This window comes from Streptomyces sp. A 4/2 (assembly GCF_940670765.1).
Classification (GTDB): Bacteria; Actinomycetota; Actinomycetes; order Streptomycetales; family Streptomycetaceae; genus Streptomyces.
The window spans coordinates 66797-82493 of sequence record NZ_CALNVW010000002.1 but is presented as its reverse complement, the minus strand read 5'-3'; the positions used below and the strand labels follow the sequence as shown (position 1 = coordinate 82493).

At 69.6% G+C, this 15697-nt stretch carries 17 protein-coding genes; 14 read left to right on the top strand and 3 right to left on the bottom strand.

Annotation, left to right across the window (positions count from 1 at the left end; all coding sequences use genetic code 11):
- Positions 1-27 precede the first annotated feature (27 nt).
- The 8 genes from NBY69_RS01140 to NBY69_RS01105 all read left to right on the top strand — a co-directional run bounded on the left by NBY69_RS01140 (position 28) and on the right by NBY69_RS01105 (position 9311).
- Positions 28-1026 (top strand): ABC transporter permease, encoded by a 999-nt coding sequence (locus NBY69_RS01140; RefSeq protein ID WP_250297680.1) that lies wholly within the window; start codon positions 28-30, stop codon positions 1024-1026.
- Between the two features lie 44 nt (positions 1027-1070).
- Positions 1071-2828: an ABC transporter substrate-binding protein gene (locus NBY69_RS01135; protein ID WP_250297679.1), complete on the top strand. Its 1758-nt coding sequence runs from the start codon at positions 1071-1073 to the stop codon at positions 2826-2828.
- 92 nt (positions 2829-2920) lie between these two features.
- Positions 2921-3931: an ABC transporter permease gene (locus tag NBY69_RS01130; RefSeq protein WP_250297678.1), complete on the top strand. Its 1011-nt coding sequence runs from the start codon at positions 2921-2923 to the stop codon at positions 3929-3931.
- Positions 3928-5022 carry an ABC transporter ATP-binding protein gene (locus NBY69_RS01125; protein WP_250297677.1) on the top strand — a complete coding sequence of 365 codons (1095 nt, stop codon included), beginning with the start codon at positions 3928-3930 and terminating at the stop codon, positions 5020-5022. The genes NBY69_RS01130 and NBY69_RS01125 overlap by 4 nt, the downstream gene beginning before the upstream one ends.
- Positions 5019-6119 carry an ABC transporter ATP-binding protein gene (locus tag NBY69_RS01120; RefSeq protein WP_374211178.1) on the top strand — a complete coding sequence of 367 codons (1101 nt, stop codon included), beginning with the start codon at positions 5019-5021 and terminating at the stop codon, positions 6117-6119. Before NBY69_RS01125 ends, NBY69_RS01120 begins: the two co-directional genes overlap by 4 nt.
- 191 nt (positions 6120-6310) lie before the next feature.
- Entirely contained in the window at positions 6311-7708 is a 1398-nt protein-coding gene (locus NBY69_RS01115; protein WP_250297676.1) for a M1 family metallopeptidase, read from the top strand.
- A gap of 80 nt (positions 7709-7788) precedes the next feature.
- A complete protein-coding gene (locus tag NBY69_RS01110) occupies positions 7789-8451 on the top strand; it encodes a trimeric intracellular cation channel family protein (protein ID WP_250297675.1) in 663 nt (220 codons plus the stop codon).
- Between the two features lie 23 nt (positions 8452-8474).
- A complete protein-coding gene (locus NBY69_RS01105) occupies positions 8475-9311 on the top strand; it encodes a thioesterase family protein (protein ID WP_250297674.1) in 837 nt (278 codons plus the stop codon).
- Positions 9312-9357: 46 nt separating this feature from the next.
- Here the strand turns inward: NBY69_RS01105 and NBY69_RS01100 are convergent, their stop codons facing one another.
- Positions 9358-9984, bottom strand: coding sequence for a TetR family transcriptional regulator (locus NBY69_RS01100; RefSeq protein ID WP_250297673.1), 627 nt, complete (start codon positions 9982-9984; stop codon positions 9358-9360).
- Positions 9985-10118: 134 nt separating this feature from the next.
- Here NBY69_RS01100 and NBY69_RS01095 point away from each other — a divergent pair, with 134 nt between their 5' ends.
- From NBY69_RS01095 to NBY69_RS01085, 3 genes are read left to right on the top strand one after another with little or no spacing between them, the layout of a single operon-like run.
- The gene (locus NBY69_RS01095) at positions 10119-10268 is read left to right on the top strand and encodes a hypothetical protein (RefSeq protein WP_250297672.1); all 150 of its coding nucleotides are present in this window, start codon (positions 10119-10121) and stop codon (positions 10266-10268) included.
- Between the two features lie 54 nt (positions 10269-10322).
- A complete protein-coding gene (locus NBY69_RS01090) occupies positions 10323-10619 on the top strand; it encodes a DUF4190 domain-containing protein (protein ID WP_250297671.1) in 297 nt (98 codons plus the stop codon).
- A gap of 58 nt (positions 10620-10677) precedes the next feature.
- Positions 10678-11841: a cysteine desulfurase family protein gene (locus NBY69_RS01085; protein ID WP_250297670.1), complete on the top strand. Its 1164-nt coding sequence runs from the start codon at positions 10678-10680 to the stop codon at positions 11839-11841.
- Between the two features lie 81 nt (positions 11842-11922).
- Here NBY69_RS01085 and NBY69_RS01080 read toward each other — a convergent pair whose 3' ends face one another.
- A complete protein-coding gene (locus tag NBY69_RS01080) occupies positions 11923-12567 on the bottom strand; it encodes an N-acetylmuramoyl-L-alanine amidase (protein WP_250297669.1) in 645 nt (214 codons plus the stop codon).
- A 61-nt stretch (positions 12568-12628) separates the two neighbouring features.
- Between NBY69_RS01080 and mnmA the strand changes: the two genes are divergently transcribed.
- Positions 12629-13768: a tRNA 2-thiouridine(34) synthase MnmA gene (gene mnmA, locus NBY69_RS01075; RefSeq protein WP_250297668.1), complete on the top strand. Its 1140-nt coding sequence runs from the start codon at positions 12629-12631 to the stop codon at positions 13766-13768.
- A 278-nt stretch (positions 13769-14046) separates the two neighbouring features.
- Complete coding sequence (locus NBY69_RS01070; RefSeq protein ID WP_250297667.1) at positions 14047-14559, top strand: hypothetical protein; 513 nt, start codon at positions 14047-14049, stop codon at positions 14557-14559.
- Between the two features lie 218 nt (positions 14560-14777).
- Here the strand turns inward: NBY69_RS01070 and NBY69_RS01065 are convergent, their stop codons facing one another.
- Positions 14778-15101 (bottom strand): DUF427 domain-containing protein, encoded by a 324-nt coding sequence (locus tag NBY69_RS01065; RefSeq protein WP_250297666.1) that lies wholly within the window; start codon positions 15099-15101, stop codon positions 14778-14780.
- A 50-nt stretch (positions 15102-15151) separates the two neighbouring features.
- Between NBY69_RS01065 and NBY69_RS01060 the strand changes: the two genes are divergently transcribed.
- On the top strand, positions 15152-15691 hold the full coding sequence (locus NBY69_RS01060; protein ID WP_250297665.1) for a TIGR00730 family Rossman fold protein: 540 nt from the start codon (positions 15152-15154) through the stop codon (positions 15689-15691).
- Positions 15692-15697 lie beyond the last annotated feature (6 nt).

Genomic DNA, 15697 nt, shown 5'->3' with positions numbered 1-15697 from the left:
CACCGGCCGGGAGGGGTCTAAGGCACTGTGACCGCACCGATCGAGACCACCGGAGCGACTGCCGAAGCGCAGCCGGAGGCAGTACTCACGGGGGCCACGCAGAGCCAGATCGAGGGCCGGTCGCTCGGCCGGATCGCCTGGACGCGCTTCAAGCGGGACAAGGTCGCCATGGCGGGCGGCATCGTCGTGCTCCTGCTGGTCCTGGTCGCCATCCTGTCCAAGCCGATCCAGGCGATGTTCGGACTCGACCCCAACAGCTTCCACCAGAGCCTGGTCGACCCGACCCTGCTGGCGCCCAAGGGCAGCTTCGGCGGCATCAGTTGGAGCCATCCGCTCGGCGTCGAACCGCAGACCGGCCGGGACATCCTCGCGCGCATCATCGAGGGTTCCTGGGTCTCGCTGGTCGTCGCCGCAGGGTCCACGCTGCTCTCCGTCGTCATCGGCGTCGTGATGGGCGTGGTGGCGGGCTTCTACGGCGGCTGGGTGGACAGCGGCATCAGCCGGCTGATGGACACGTTCCTGGCCTTCCCGCTGCTGCTCTTCGCGATCTCCATCTCGGCCTCGCTCCAGGGCCACGCGTTCGGCCTGGACGGTCTGACGCTCCGTATCGTCGTACTGATCTTCGTGATCGGCTTCTTCAACTGGCCCTACATGGGCCGGATCGTCCGCGCGCAGACGCTGAGCCTGCGGGAGCGGGAGTTCGTCGAGGCGGCCCGTTCGCTGGGCGCGCGCGGCCCGTTCATCCTCTTCCGCGAGCTGCTGCCGAACCTGATCGCGCCGATCCTCGTCTACTCGACGCTGCTGATTCCCACCAACATCCTCTTCGAGGCGTCCCTGAGCTTCCTCGGTGTCGGTATCGCACCGCCGCAGGCCTCCTGGGGCGGCATGTTGTCCACCGCGGTCGACCTCTACCAGGTGGACCCGATGTTCATGGTCATTCCCGGCATGGCGATCTTCATCACCGTGCTGGCCTTCAATCTGCTGGGGGACGGGCTGCGTGACGCACTCGACCCCCGTGGCAAGTAATCGCGGCCGTGCCGCACCGGACAACCGAGGGGGCTTTCCTCACGATGAACAGCAGGAAGACGGCAGCGGCGATAGCCGTGACGGTGGCGCTGGGACTGGCCGCGACCGCCTGTGGCAGCAGCGACAGCGGCAGCGGAGGCAGCGGCGGTAACGCCAAGGCCGACGCCGGTCTGACGAGCATCGTCAACAAGACCGACAAGAAGGGGGGGACGGTCACCTACGAGCACTCCAGCGGTCCCGACTCCCTCGACCCGGGCAACACGTACTACGGCTGGGTGCAGAACTTCTCCCGCCTCTACGCGCGTGCCCTGGTGACCTTCAAGCCCGCCGCGGGCAAGGACAGCCTCCAGCTCGTGCCCGACCTGGCCACGGGGCTCGGCAAGGCCAGCCCGGACGCCAAGACCTGGACGTACACGCTCCGCAAGGGCGTGAAGTTCGACGACGGCACCGTGATCACGTCGAAGGACGTCAAGTGGGCCATCGAGCGCAGCAACTTCGCGCCCGAGGCGCTGTCCAACGGCCCGACGTACTTCAAGGCGTACCTGGCGGGCGGTGACAAGTACAAGGGTCCCTACAAGGACAAGTCGGCGGACGGTCTGAAGTCCATCGAGACGCCGGACGACTCGACGATCGTCTTCCACCTGAACAAACCGTTCGCGGACATGGACTACCTCGCGGCCTTCTCGCAGACGGCCCCCGTGCCGGCGAAGGCCGACAAGGGCGCCGCCTATGTCCAGCACATGGTCTCCTCGGGCCCGTACAAGTTCGCTTCGTACAGCGAGAGCCGTGGCGCGACGCTGGTCCGCAACCCGCAGTGGGACCCGAAGACCGACCCGGTCCGCAAGGCGCTGCCGGACAAGATCGTCCTGAACCTGAACGTCAACCCCACCACGGTCGACGAGCACCTGCTGAACGACACGTCCACCGCCGACATCAACGGCACCGGACTGCAGTCGAAGACGCAGCCGAAGGTCCTGGTCAAGCCCGCCGAGAAGGCGAAGACGGACAACCCGTACGCCGGCGCCCTGCAGTACCTGGCGCTGAACGTCAACGTGAAGCCGTTCGACAACGTCGACTGCCGCAAGGCCGTCCAGTACGTCACCGACAAGGCCGGCATGGTCGACTCCATCGGTGGCAGCGTCAAGGGCGACCCGGCGACGACGGTCATCCCGCCGACCGTGGCCGGTTACAAGAAGTTCGACCTGTACCCGACGCCGGGCAACAAGGGTGACGTCGCCAAGGCCAAGGAGTACCTGGCCAAGTGCGGTAAGCCCAAGGGCTTCCACACCACGCTGACCGCGCGTTCCGACCGTCCCGACGAGGTCACCAACGCCACGCAGCTCCAGCAGAGCCTCAAGAAGATCAACATCACCGCCGACATCAAGACGTTCCCGGCGGACAAGTACTTCACCGACTTCGCGGGCGTCCCGGCCTGGGTCCACAAGAACAACGCCGGAATGATGATGATGGCGTGGGGCGCCGACTGGCCGACCGGCTACGGCTTCCTCGACCAGATCGTCGACGGCACGGCGATCAAGGCCTCCGGTGGCACCAACCTGATGGAGCTCAACGACAAGGCGATCAACGCCGAACTCGTCAAGGGCATCGGCACTGTCGACACCACCGCGCGCAACGCGATCTGGGGCGACGTCGACCAGAAGGTCATGGAGAACGCGTCCGTCGTGCCGCTCTTCTACCGCAAGAACCTGCTGTACCGCCCGACTTCGGCGGCGAACGTCACGGTCACCGACGCGTACCTCGGTATGTACGACTACGTGCTGATGACCTCGACCAAGAAGTAACACCTGTTCATCGACAGCACCCCCTGAAAGGCAGGTGAAGGTGCCGGGTCGGCCGGGCGTATCCCGTCCGGCCGACCCGGCGCCGCACGGCTGTGGCTGCGTACATCATCCGACGCGTCTTCGCCGCGGTGTTGCTGCTGCTGGTGGTCAGCGCAGTCACGTTCGCGATCTTCTTCCTTGTCCCCCGTCTCGGCGGGCAGACGACCGACTCCATGGCCGCCCAGTACGTCGGCAAGAGCCCGGACCCGGACGTCATCGCCGCCGTCAAGAAGAACCTGGGGCTCGACCAGCCCCTGTATCTCCAGTACTGGCACTTCATCAAGGGCATCGTCGCCGGTGCGCACTACAACTTCGGGCCCGACCCGGCTGTCTGCCACGCGCCCTGCTTCGGTTACTCCTTCAAGACCCACTCGGCGATCTGGCCCGAGATCAAGCAGCGCATCCCGGTGACGCTGTCGCTGGCCGTCGGTGCTGCGGTCATCTGGGTCGTCTCGGGTGTGGCCACCGGTGTGGTCTCGGCGCTCAAGCGCGGCACGATCATCGACCGGCTGGCCATGGGTGTCGCCCTGGCCGGTGTCTCCCTGCCGATGTTCTTCACCGGCATGGTCTCGCTCGCCCTGTTCAGCTTCCACTGGACGCTCTGGGACAACGTGCACTTCGTGCCCTTCACGACCAACCCGGCGGACTGGGCCTGGAATCTGGTCCTGCCCTGGTGCACGCTCGCGTTCCTGTACTCGGCGCTCTACGCCCGGCTCACCCGCGCGGGAATGCTGGAGACCATGGGCGAGGACTACATCAGAACGGCGCGGGCCAAGGGCCTGCGGGAGCGCAACGTCGTCGTCAAGCACGGTCTGCGCGCCGCGCTGACCCCGCTGGTGACCATCTTCGGCATGGACTTCGCGCTGCTGCTCGGTGGCGCCGTCATCACCGAGACGGTCTTCTCCTTCCAGGGGATGGGCGCCTACGCCATCGAGGGCGTCACCAAGAGCGACCTGCCCGTCGTCATGGGTGTGACGCTCGTCGCCGCCTTCTTCATCGTTGTCTGCAATCTGCTGGTGGACCTCGTGTACGCCGCGATCGACCCCCGGGTGAGGCTCTCATGAGCGACGTGCGCAAGACGGACCCGGGCGAGCCCGCGAACAGCGGCGGCACGACCGGCACGGCCACCGACGCCAAGGGCTTCCTCTCGGTACGGGACCTGCGGATCCACTTCGACACCGACGACGGTCTGGTCAAGTCCGTGGACGGCGTCAGCTTCGACCTGAAGGCCGGTCAGACCCTCGGTATCGTCGGCGAGTCCGGCTCGGGCAAGTCCGTGACCTCGCTGGGCATCATGGGGCTGCACACCTCGGACCGGGCCCGGATCTCCGGCGAGATCTGGCTCGACGGCGAGGAGCTGATCGGGGCGGGACCCGAGCGGGTACGTGCCCTCCGCGGCCGGAAGATGGCCATGATCTTCCAGGACCCGCTGTCGGCGCTGCACCCGTACTACAGCATCGGCGCGCAGATCGTGGAGGCGTACCGCGTCCACAACAAGGTCGACAAGAAGACCGCCAGGAAGCGCGCCGTCGAGATGCTCGACCGGGTCGGTATCCCCGAGCCCGGCCGGCGCTTCGACGACTACCCGCACCAGTTCTCCGGCGGTATGCGCCAGCGCGCGATGATCGCGATGGCCCTGGTCAACAACCCCGAACTGCTCATCGCGGACGAGCCGACGACCGCCCTGGACGTCACCGTCCAGGCGCAGATCCTCGACCTCATCCGCGACCTCCAGCAGGAGTTCGGCTCGGCGGTCGTCATCATCACCCACGACCTCGGCGTCGTCGCCGAGATCGCGGACGACCTCCTGGTGATGTACGCGGGCCGGTGCATCGAGCGCGGCAGCGCCGAGAAGGTCTTCTACGAGCCCCAGCACCCGTACACCTGGGGCCTGTTGGGCTCGATGCCGCGCATCGACCGCGAGCAGACCGAGCGGCTGGTGCCCGTCAAGGGCTCGCCGCCCAGCCTGATCAACGTCCCGTCCGGCTGCGCCTTCCACCCGCGCTGCCCGTACGCCGATGTGCCCAAGGACGACATCACCCGCACCGAGCGTCCGGAGCTGCGGGAGAGCACCGACGGGCACTTCTCCGCGTGCCACCTGTCGCGGCCCCAGCGGGAAAAGATCTGGACCGAAGAGATTGCGCCGAAGCTGTGACTGATGAGACGAAGAACGCTGCGCAGGTTCCGCAGCAGACGTCGAAGGACTCCGCGGGAGCCGCTGCGGAGCCGCTCCTGAAGGTCACCGACCTGGCCAAGCACTTCCCGATCACCAAGGGTGTGCTCAAGCGCAAGGTGGGGGCGGTCCAGGCGGTCGACGGGCTGTCCTTCGACGTGTACCCGGGGGAGACCTTGGGTGTCGTCGGCGAGTCCGGCTGCGGCAAGTCGACCATGGGCCGGCTGATCACCCGGCTGCTCGAACCGACCGGCGGCAAGGTCGAGTTCGAGGGGCGGGACATCACGCACCTCTCCGCGGGGCAGATGCGGCCGATGCGCCGCGACGTCCAGATGATCTTCCAGGACCCCTACGGTTCGCTCAACCCGCGCCACACCATCGGCGGGATCGTGGGCACCCCCTTCCGGCTCCAGGGCGTCGAGCCCGAGGGCGGCGTGAAGAAGGAGGTCCAGGGTCTGCTGGAGCTGGTGGGCCTCAGCCCCGAGCACTACAACCGCTACCCGCACGAGTTCTCCGGCGGCCAGCGCCAGCGCATCGGGATCGCCCGCGCACTCGCCCTGCGGCCCAAGCTCGTCGTCGCCGACGAGCCGGTCTCGGCCCTCGACGTGTCGATCCAGGCGCAGGTGGTCAACCTGCTGGACGACCTGCAGAGCGAACTCGGCCTGACGTACGTGATCATCGCGCACGACCTCTCGGTCATCCGCCACGTCTCGGACCGCATCGCGGTGATGTACCTCGGCAAGATCGTCGAGCTGGCGGACCGCAGGTCGCTGTACGAGTCGCCGATGCATCCGTACACCAAGGCGCTGCTCTCGGCGGTTCCGGTGCCCGACCCCCGGCGCAAGGGGGCCAAGAGCGACCGGATCCGGCTGGAGGGGGACGTGCCTTCGCCCATCTCGCCGCCGAGCGGTTGCCGCTTCCACACCAGGTGCTGGAAGGCGACGGACGTCTGCAAGACGCAGGAGCCGCCGCTGGTGGCGCTGAAGACCGGGCACCAGGTGGCCTGTCACCACCCGGAGGAAACCCCCGTCGAGGTGCCCGCACCGGCGCCCGCCGCCGAGGAGCCGGACGGCAAGTAGCCGGGGCGCCGCCCATGCCGGCGTGGCAGCCACGGCGTGACGTGGCAACGGCGGCGTGACGTGGCAACGGCCGTGTGACGTGGCAACGACGGTGCGGCAATGACGACTTGGCAAAGTCATGAACATGCCGAAACGGGGGAGTGCAGAGTCTGTGTGTCCGTACCAACGGCGCACGCACGAAGGGCAGACTCTTGGCACTCTCCCGTTCGGCACGTCTGGCGGCCCTCGCGACAGCGACGGCGTCCCTCTGTCTGATCGCGGCATCCCCCGCACCCTCACCCGGGTCCGCCGGGATCGGAGACCCGTACTTCCCGCAGCTGGGCAACGGCGGCTTCGACGCCCTGCACTACGGGCTGGACATCGCGTACGACCCCGGCTCCGGCCGGCTCGACGGCCGTACGACGCTCACGGCCCGCGCCACCCAGAACCTCTCGTCCTTCGACCTCGACCTCCAGAAGCTGGACGTCACCTCGGTCGAGGTGAACGGCAGACGCGCCCGCTTCACGCGCTCCGGCGACGAGATGCGGATCACCCCCGCGGGCGCCCTGCGCAAGGGCCGCACCTTCACCGCCGAGGTCGTCTACGGCGGCGTGCCGCAGGCGCTCAGCGGTCCGATCGTCTTCGGCTCCGACTACGGCTGGATGAAGACCTCGGACGGGGTCTTCGTCGCCTGTGAGCCCAACGCGGCGTCCACCTGGTTCCCTTCGAGCGACCACCCCTCCGACAAGGCCACCTTCGACATCACCCTCAAGGCGCCCGAGGGGCTCACCGGTGTCTCCAACGGGCGGCTGGTCTCCACCCGTACCCAGGGCGCGTCCACCGTCGCGCACTGGCGCGAGTCGAAGCCCATGGCCACCTACCTCGCGACCGCCTCCATCGGGAAGTTCGACGTCAGGACCGGACGGACCCCGGGCGGTACGCCGATCTACGTGGCGATCGACCCGGTGCTCGCCCACAGCAACGCCGTCGACGTGTACGCCGTGACCGCCGAGGCCACCGACTACTGGTCGAAGCTCTTCGGGCCCTATCCCTTCGAGGAGACCGGCGCGGTCGTCGACGACATGCCGCAGGCCGGGTTCTCGCTGGAGACCCAGTCCAAGCCGAGCTACTCGGCCGTACGCGACGAGTCGACGATCGTGCACGAGCTGGCCCACCAGTGGTTCGGCGACTCGGTCTCGGTGAAGCAGTGGAAGGACATCTGGCTCAACGAGGGCTTCGCCACCTACGCCCAGTGGCTGTGGGCCGAGCACCGGGGCACCCGCTCGGCCCACGACGCGTTCCTCGCGGGCTACAACTCGCGCCCCGGCACCTCGTCCTTCTGGCAGACGGAGGTCGCCGACCCGCAGCGTGACACGATGTTCGCCTCCGCCGTCTACCAGCGCGGCGCCATGACCTTGCAGGCGCTGCGTGAGCGGATCGGCGACAAGGCCTTCTTCCGGCTGCTGCCCGCCTGGGCGAAGGCGCACCGCTACGGCAACGCCGATACGGCGCAGTTCACCGCCCTCGCGGAGAAGATCTCCGGGCAGCACCTCGGGGACCTCTTCGACAAGTGGCTGTACACGACCGGCAGGCCGGCGCTGGACCAGTAACAACCGGACCGGCGGCAGTCGGGCCGGTGGCCGCTGGGCCGGTAGCAACCGGACCCGGTCGTAAAAGGTAGAACTGTCGGGTGCTCCATGACCTCTTCAACGCCTCCGTCCAGCATTCGCTCGACCTCGTCGGGATCTTCGTGTTCGCGATCTCCGGCGCGCTGCTCGCCGTCCGGAAGAACTTCGATGTCTTCGGCATCGCGGTGTTCGCCGAGGTCACAGCGCTGGGCGGAGGCCTGTTCCGCGACATCGTGATCGGCGCGATCCCGCCCGCGGCCTTCACCGACCTCGGGTACTTCGTCACGCCGCTGATAGCCGCCGCGCTGGTCTTCTTCCTGCATCCCGAGGTCGAGCGGATCCAGGGCGCGGTGAACGTCTTCGACGCGGCGGGGCTGGGGCTCTTCTGCGTGACGGGCACCACCAAGGCGTACGACTACGGGCTGGGGCTCACCTCGTCCGCCGTACTCGGGCTGGCGACCGCGGTCGGCGGCGGTGTGCTGCGCGACGTGCTCGCCAACGAGACGCCCTCGCTGGTGCGCTGGGACCGTGACCTCTACGCGGTACCGGCGATCGTGGGGGCGACCATGGTGGTGCTCTTCCTCCGGTTCGACGTGCTCACCGCGACCACCGGCACTCTCGCGGCCGTCACCTGCTTCGTACTGCGGCTGCTCGCGCTGCGGTTCCACTGGCGGGCCTCACGGGCCTGGAACCGTCGCTCGTCGGCCGTCTCTACCGACGAGTAACTTTGCGGTGTACGGTGCTGTCCATGGCACAGGCATCCATCGGGGACAGCGAGTTCGACCGCGACACCGCAGTCACCCGTCGTGAAGAAGGCGTCTACGACGCGGAGCTCTCCGCGGGCTGGACCATCATCCAGGCGGTCAACGGCGGCTATCTGCTGGCGGTGATCGCCCGCGCGCTCGGCGACGCCCTGCCGCACTCCGACCCGTTCTCGGTCTCCGCGCACTACGTCACGGCGTCCCGTCCGGGGCCCGCGGTGATCCGCACCCAACTGGTCCGCGGCGGGCGCACCCTCTCCACCGGCCAGGCCTCGCTCTTCCAGTACGCCGAGGACGGCACCGAGGTCGAGCGGATCCGGGTGCTCGCCTCGTACGGAGACCTGGACGCGCTCCCCGACGACGTCCGCACCACGGCGAAGCCGCCGGTCATCCCGCCGATCGAGCACTGCCTCGGCTCCTCCGGCGGGCCCGCGCCCATTCCGGGATCGTCCGCGATCACCGACCGCCTGATGCTCAAGATCGACCCCGCCACCTGTGGCTGGGCAGTCGGCGCACCGTCCGGCAAGGGGGAGATGCGTGCCTGGTTCGGGCTCGCGGACGGCCGCGACGCGGACCCGCTCTCGCTGCTGCTGACGGTGGACGCGCTGCCGCCGACCGCGTTCGAACTCGGCATCAAGGGCTGGGTGCCCACGGTGGAACTCACCACCCATGTCCGCTGCCGCCCGGCGCCCGGTCCGCTCCGGGTGTCCATCGTCACGCGCAACCTCGCGGGCGGATTCCTGGAGGAGGACGCGGAGGTCTGGGACAGCGCGGACCGGCTGGTGGCCCAGTCCCGCCAACTGGCGCTGGCCCCGCGGGGCTGATCGGGGCCGATCGGGGGCCGCCGCCCGTGACGAGCCGGGCGGCGGCTCAGTCGAGCCAGTGCAGGCGGCCGAGGGTGACCAGGCGCATCTGGCGCCGCGCGGTGTCGCGTGCGCGTTCCACCGCCTGCGGGCCGGCCTCCTCGGCCTCCAGCAGGACCGAGGCGGTCATCACCATGTGGTCCACGTAGACACCCGCCAGCATCAGCAGATCGTCCTGGCTCCACCCCTCGGACTGCGGCTCGCCCGCGAACGCCGCGGCCACCTCCTCGGTGAACAGGCGGAGTTGGGTCCCTATGGCCGTGCGCACCGGCTGGACCCCGCCGTGCCGTTCGCGGGCGATGAAGCGGACATGGGCGGGGTGCGTACGGACCAGGGCGGCGATGAGGTCGATGGTGGTGTCGATCCGTACCGCACTGTCGCCGGTCTCCGCGAGCGTGGCGGCGATGAGGCCGTGCAGGGAACCCAGGGTCTCTTCGACGAGAGCGACGCCGAGGTCGGCGGTGTCCCGGAAGTGCCGGTAGAAGGCTGTCGGCGCGACCCCCACGGCGCGCGTCACCTCACGCAGTCCGAGGCTGGAGAGACTCTGTTCCTCCAGCAGCCCGAGGGCCGCGTCCAGGAGGGCCTGGCGGGTCTTCTGCTTCTGGGCCTGGCGGATTCCGGCGGTGTGACTCATGCCATTCAGTAAACAACCGTTCTCCGTCGAAGGGAAGCGTAGACTCACTGGTCAGTGAACAGTCGTACTCACAACTGTTCACCGAATTGATCCGTCCGCTCCCGTGAGTCCGTCTGTTCTTCGGAAGGACAGTGATGATTGCCCTCGTCGCGCTTCTCCTCCTGTTCGGAGTCGTGCTCGGTGCCGTGGCCCACTTCCCGGTCTCCGTGTCCCTGGTCGCCGCGCTCGTCATCGGCGGCTGGCTGGTCGTGTTCGCCGTGCGCGAGCGCCTCTCGTCCAAGTGACAGCGCCCCAGTGACGGCGCATCAGTGACCGAGCCCGAGTAACGGAGCCGCACCATGGAACTCACCACCCGCACCACCGCCCCTGCCCGCACCGGCACCACCACCCGCATCGGCACCCGCGACGCCGACGGCATGGCCGTCGCCGCGTTCGTGCTCGGACTGCTCGGCCTGCTCGTGCTGAACATCGTCCTCGGTCCGACCGCCATCGTGCTGGCCGCACTCGCACTCCGGCGCGGCACCGCCCGCCGCGGACGCGCCCTGCTCGCGCTGGCGCTCGGTGTCGCGGACCTCGTGGTCCTGGCCGCGCTCGTCACCTCCAGCGGCGCCGTGATCTGGAACATCGGCGGCTGACCGACAGGTGGGACGGGCGTCGGGCCGACAAACCGAAGCTCGTAGAATCGTGGTCACCATGGCTTACCTCGACCACGCTGCGACCACTCCCATGCTTCCGGAGGCGGTCGAGGCGATGACCGCCCAGCTCACCGTCACCGGCAACGCCTCATCGCTGCACGCCGCCGGGCGACGGGCTCGGCGTACCGTCGAGGAAGCCCGCGAGGCCCTCGCCGAATCGCTCGGCGCGCGCCCCAGCGAGGTGGTCTTCACCGCCGGCGGCACCGAGGCCGACAACCTCGCGGTCAAGGGGCTCTTCTGGTCCCGCCGGGACGCCGATCCGCGCCGGAACCGGGTGCTGGTCAGCCCCGTCGAGCACCACGCCGTCCTGGACGCCGTCGACTGGCTCGGCGCCCACGAAGGCGCGACCGTCGAATACCTTCCGGTCGACGCCTACGGCCGGGTGCACCCCGAAGCCCTCCGCGCGGCGATCGAACGGGACCCGTCCGATGTGGCCCTGGCCACCGTGATGTGGGCCAACAACGAGATCGGCACCGTCCTGCCGGTCCGCGAACTCGCCGAGGTGGCGGCCGAGTTCGAGATCCCGCTGCACGCCGACGCGGTCCAGGCGTACGGCCAGCTCCCGGTGGACTTCGCCGCGTCCGGCCTGGCCGCGATGACCGTGTCCGGCCACAAGATCGGCGGCCCCTACGGCATCGGCGCGCTGCTGCTCGGCCGCGAGTACACCCCGGTCCCGGTGCTGCACGGCGGCGGCCAGGAACGCCATGTCCGGTCCGGAACGCTCGACGCCCCGGCCATAGCCTCGTTCGCCGTCGCCGGGACGCTGGCCGCCGAGCGGCAGGCGGACTTCGCACGCGAGATCGGCGGGCTGCGCGACGCACTGATCGCGGCCGTACGGTCGGCCTGCCCCGAAGCGATCCTCGGCGGCGACCCGGTCGACCGGCTCCCCGCCAACGCCCACTTCACCTTCCCCGGCTGCGAGGGCGACTCCCTGCTGCTGCTCCTGGACGCCCAGGGCATCGCCTGTTCCACGGGCTCGGCCTGCACGGCGGGGGTGGCCCAGCCCAGCCACGTACTCCTGGCCACCGGTACGGATCCGGACCTGGCACGGGGGACGCTGAGGTTCTCGCTCGGGCACACGTCGACGGAGGCCGATGTGGCGGCGGTGGCGGAAGCGATCGGTCCCGCGGTGGAACGGGCGAGGTCGGCGGGGCTGAGCTGAGCCGGCCGCCGCGACGACGGCCCTCGGCCCATCGGGCCCACGCGGCACCCGGCCCTGCCCGGGGCCGTGATTCTCAGCCGCTCACACGGCCCGCACCAGCCTCAGGTAGTGCGCCCAGTCCCAGTACCGCCCCGGATCCGTATGGTCCGCGCCAGGCACCTCCACGTGCCCGATGATGTGTTCCCGGTCGACGGGTATCCCGTACCGCTTGCATATCCCCGCCGTCAGCCGCGCCGACGACCGGTACATCGCGTCCGTGAACGACGCGGGCCGGTCCACGAAGCCCTCGTGCTCTATGCCGATGCTGCGTTCGTTGTAGGAGCGGTTCCCCGCGTGGAACGCCACGTCCAGCTCGCGGACCGTCTGCGCCACGTGCCCGTCCCTGCGGAGCACGTAGTGCGCGGCGGCCCGGTGCGCCGGGTCGCCGAAGACCTGGAGCGCCATCGTGAAGCTGCCCTGCACGACATGGATGACCACCCGGTCGATCGCGTAGTCGTCGGGGCGGTCGGCCCGTCGGTAGTTCGCGGGGGAGGCAGCGGCCCACTGCGCGCCCGCGTAGTCCACCGCGCCCGCCTCACGCGGTCCGCCGCCCCCGTGCGTCCGGTGCTCGCGGCCCAGCACCACGGCTCCGACAGCCGCGCCGAGCCCGCCCAGCCCACCGAGCAGCAGGCCCCGGCGCCCCAGGTGGCGGCCGGGGTTCCATCCTGCGCTGCCCTTTGTCCCCATACGATCGTCAACGCATACTCACGCGCTTTCGGTTCCCCCGTGCCCGTACCCTGGTACGGCTATGACTCAGACATCCCAGAGCCCCCGCCCCCGTCCCCTCCGGGTACTGGCCGCCATGTCCGGCGGCGTGGACTCCGCCGTCGCCGCCGCCCGCGCCGCCGAAGCCGGGCACGACGTGACAGGCGTGCACCTGGCGCTCTCCGCCAACCCGCAGTCCTTCCGTACGGGCGCGCGCGGCTGCTGCACCATCGAGGACTCCCGCGACGCCCGGCGCGCGGCCGACGTCATCGGCATCCCGTTCTACGTCTGGGACCTGGCCGAGCGGTTCCGTGAGGACGTCGTCGACGACTTCGTCGCGGAGTACGAGGCCGGGCGCACCCCCAACCCGTGCCTGCGCTGCAACGAGAAGATCAAGTTCGCGGCGCTGCTCGACAAGGCGCTCGCCCTGGGCTTCGACGCGGTCTGCACCGGCCACTACGCGACGGTCGTCGTCAACGAGGACGGCACGCGGGAGATGCACCGCGCCTCCGACATGGCGAAGGACCAGTCGTACGTCCTCGGGGTCCTCGACGAGCGCCAGCTCGCCCACGCGATGTTCCCGCTCGGTGACACCCTCACCACGAAGGACGAGATCCGCGGCGAGGCCGAGCGGCGGGGCCTGGCCGTCGCCAAGAAGCCCGACAGCCACGACATCTGCTTCATCGCCGACGGCGACACCCAGGGCTTCCTCGCCTCGCGCCTCGGCGGCAAGGCGGAGGGCGACATCGTCGACGAGTCCGGTACGAAGGTGGGCAGCCACGACGGCGCCTTCGGCTTCACCATCGGCCAGCGCAAGGGCCTGCGGATCGGCCACCCGGCCGCCGACGGCAAGCCGCGCTACGTGCTCGACATCTCCCCGGTGAACAACACGGTGACGGTCGGACCGGTGGAGGCCCTGGACGTCACCGCGCTCACCGCGATCAAGCCCCGCTGGTGCGGGAACGCCCCGGCGGGCCCCGGAGCGTACACCGCACAGCTGCGCGCGCACGGCGGCGAGACGGCGGTCACCGCCGAGCTGGTCGGTGACGAGCTGCGGGTCTCCTTCGACGAGCCGGTCCGGGGCGTGGCCCCCGGCCAGGCGATCGTGCTCTACGACGGCACCCGGGTCGTCGGCTCGGCGACGATCGCCACGACGGACCGGGCGGCCACGGCGGCGGTGTGACCGGCACGGTCGTCCGTGCCGGGTGAGGTGGCGGCGGCCGGTAGTGCGGATCGGCCGGGCGGGCCGGAGGCGAGCCGGCCCGCCCGGACCGGGTCACAGCGCGGCTAGGACGAGGACGTATCTCGAACTCTGCATGTCAACTCCCCGTTGTGGCACCGCACTCGGGGGCGGCGCCGTCCCGGCAATTGCGCGGGGAGCGGCACGGACTCACGTGACAGGGGTACGGACTCGCCTGTGTACGATGCGGCATCGTGCGAGCCAGCAGGGGGAGAGCAGCGGTGACAACGGAACCGGGCATCGTCACGCCGGACGGTCGGACGTCCTTGGCGGAGGCGGCGTGCCGATATCAGGCGGGTGAGGTCTGCTCGGAGGACCTGCCGATGATCGCTGCCGAGGCGCTCGCCGCCGGGCTGGACGCCCCGACACTGTGCGAACTAGCAGGGTGGCCGCGCACCGCTGATCCCCGCGACATTCGTGATGCGTTCGAGCAGGCCCTCTCCGAGTCAGGAATCGAGCTGCCTGCTCCCGGCCTGGCACGCCGCCACGCGCTGCGCCGCCTGGCAGAGCGAATCATCGACGGCGGGGAGACCGCTCTCACGGAGACCGTGGCGGACGACTGGTGGGAGACCGCAGTCGAGACCCCGGAGGAGCGGGTGTTCGTGTCGCTGATCCCGCAATGCGTGTGCTGCATCGAGTACACGCTGGGGTTCGACCAGCCGACTTGGGTGGCCGAGCTGCGAACTGCCGCGCTCGCCCTGACGTCGTCCCCGCCGGTCGGCTGCGGCTGTTGAACCCGGCTTCGAGGGTCTGCGGGCCGTGCTCGGACGAGCCCGCCGGGCGCCCCGCACGTCAGAGCGCCCCCGATGCCGTCCGCGTGCGGCACGGCGACCTCGACGCAGTTGTTGCCTGACGCTTCGGAGGGCCCGGGTGGACCCGGCGGGAAGAACCGTCCGGTTCGAACTCGCCCTCGGGGCCGTCTCCGCCTGGGTCCACCCGGCAGCCGGGCGGCTCAGACCACCTCGGTGTCGTAGAAGCAGAAGTGGTCCTTGATCTCCGCCACTTGGGCCAGCGGCTCCGGGTACGCCCAGACCAGATCGGCGGCCCCGGGCAACGACCAGTACGACGCGTCGCCCTTGAACGGGCAGTGGGTGTGCGTGTCCGAAGGTGTCAGCAGTTCGGTGCGTACGTCCTCCGGCGGGAGGTAGTAGCGCACCGGCAGCCCTGTCTCGTGCAGCAGCAGGGGGCGGCGGCTCTCCGCCAGGACCTGGCCCTCGCGAACAACCCGTACATGGTCGGTGCCCTGCTCGACGGTGATGCGGTGTCCGGTAGTCATGACTGGTACAGCGCTCGGAGCGGCCCGCTTCTTCCCTCTACGGTGGACGCATGAACATCTGTGTCTTCCTCTCCGCCGCCGACCTCGACGAGCGCTACACCCGCCCCGCCCGTGAATTCGCCGAGCTGATCGGCAAGGGCGGTCACACCCTGGTCTGGGGCGGTTCGGAGAGCGGCCTCATGAAGGTCGTCGCCGACGGGGTGCAGGAGACCGGGGGGCGGCTCGTCGGGGTCTCCGTGGACTTCCTGGCCGCGAAGGCCCGCACCAATGCCGACGAGATGGTCATCGCCGCCGACCTCGCCGAGCGCAAGGCGCTGCTGCTCGCCAAGTCGGACGCTGTCGTGATCATGGTCGGCGGGACCGGGACGCTGGACGAGGCCACCGAGATCCTGGAGCTGAAGAAGCACGGCAGGACGGACAAGCCCGTGGTGCTGCTGAACACGGCGGGCTTCTACGACGGGCTGAAGCAGCAGTTCCAGCGGATGGAGGACGAGGGCTTCCTGCCCGTGCCCCTCACTGACCTGGTGTTCTTCGCCGAGGACGGGGTGGCGGCGCTGGCCTACCTGGAGGAGTCGCACGGCGTGCAGTAGTGCGAC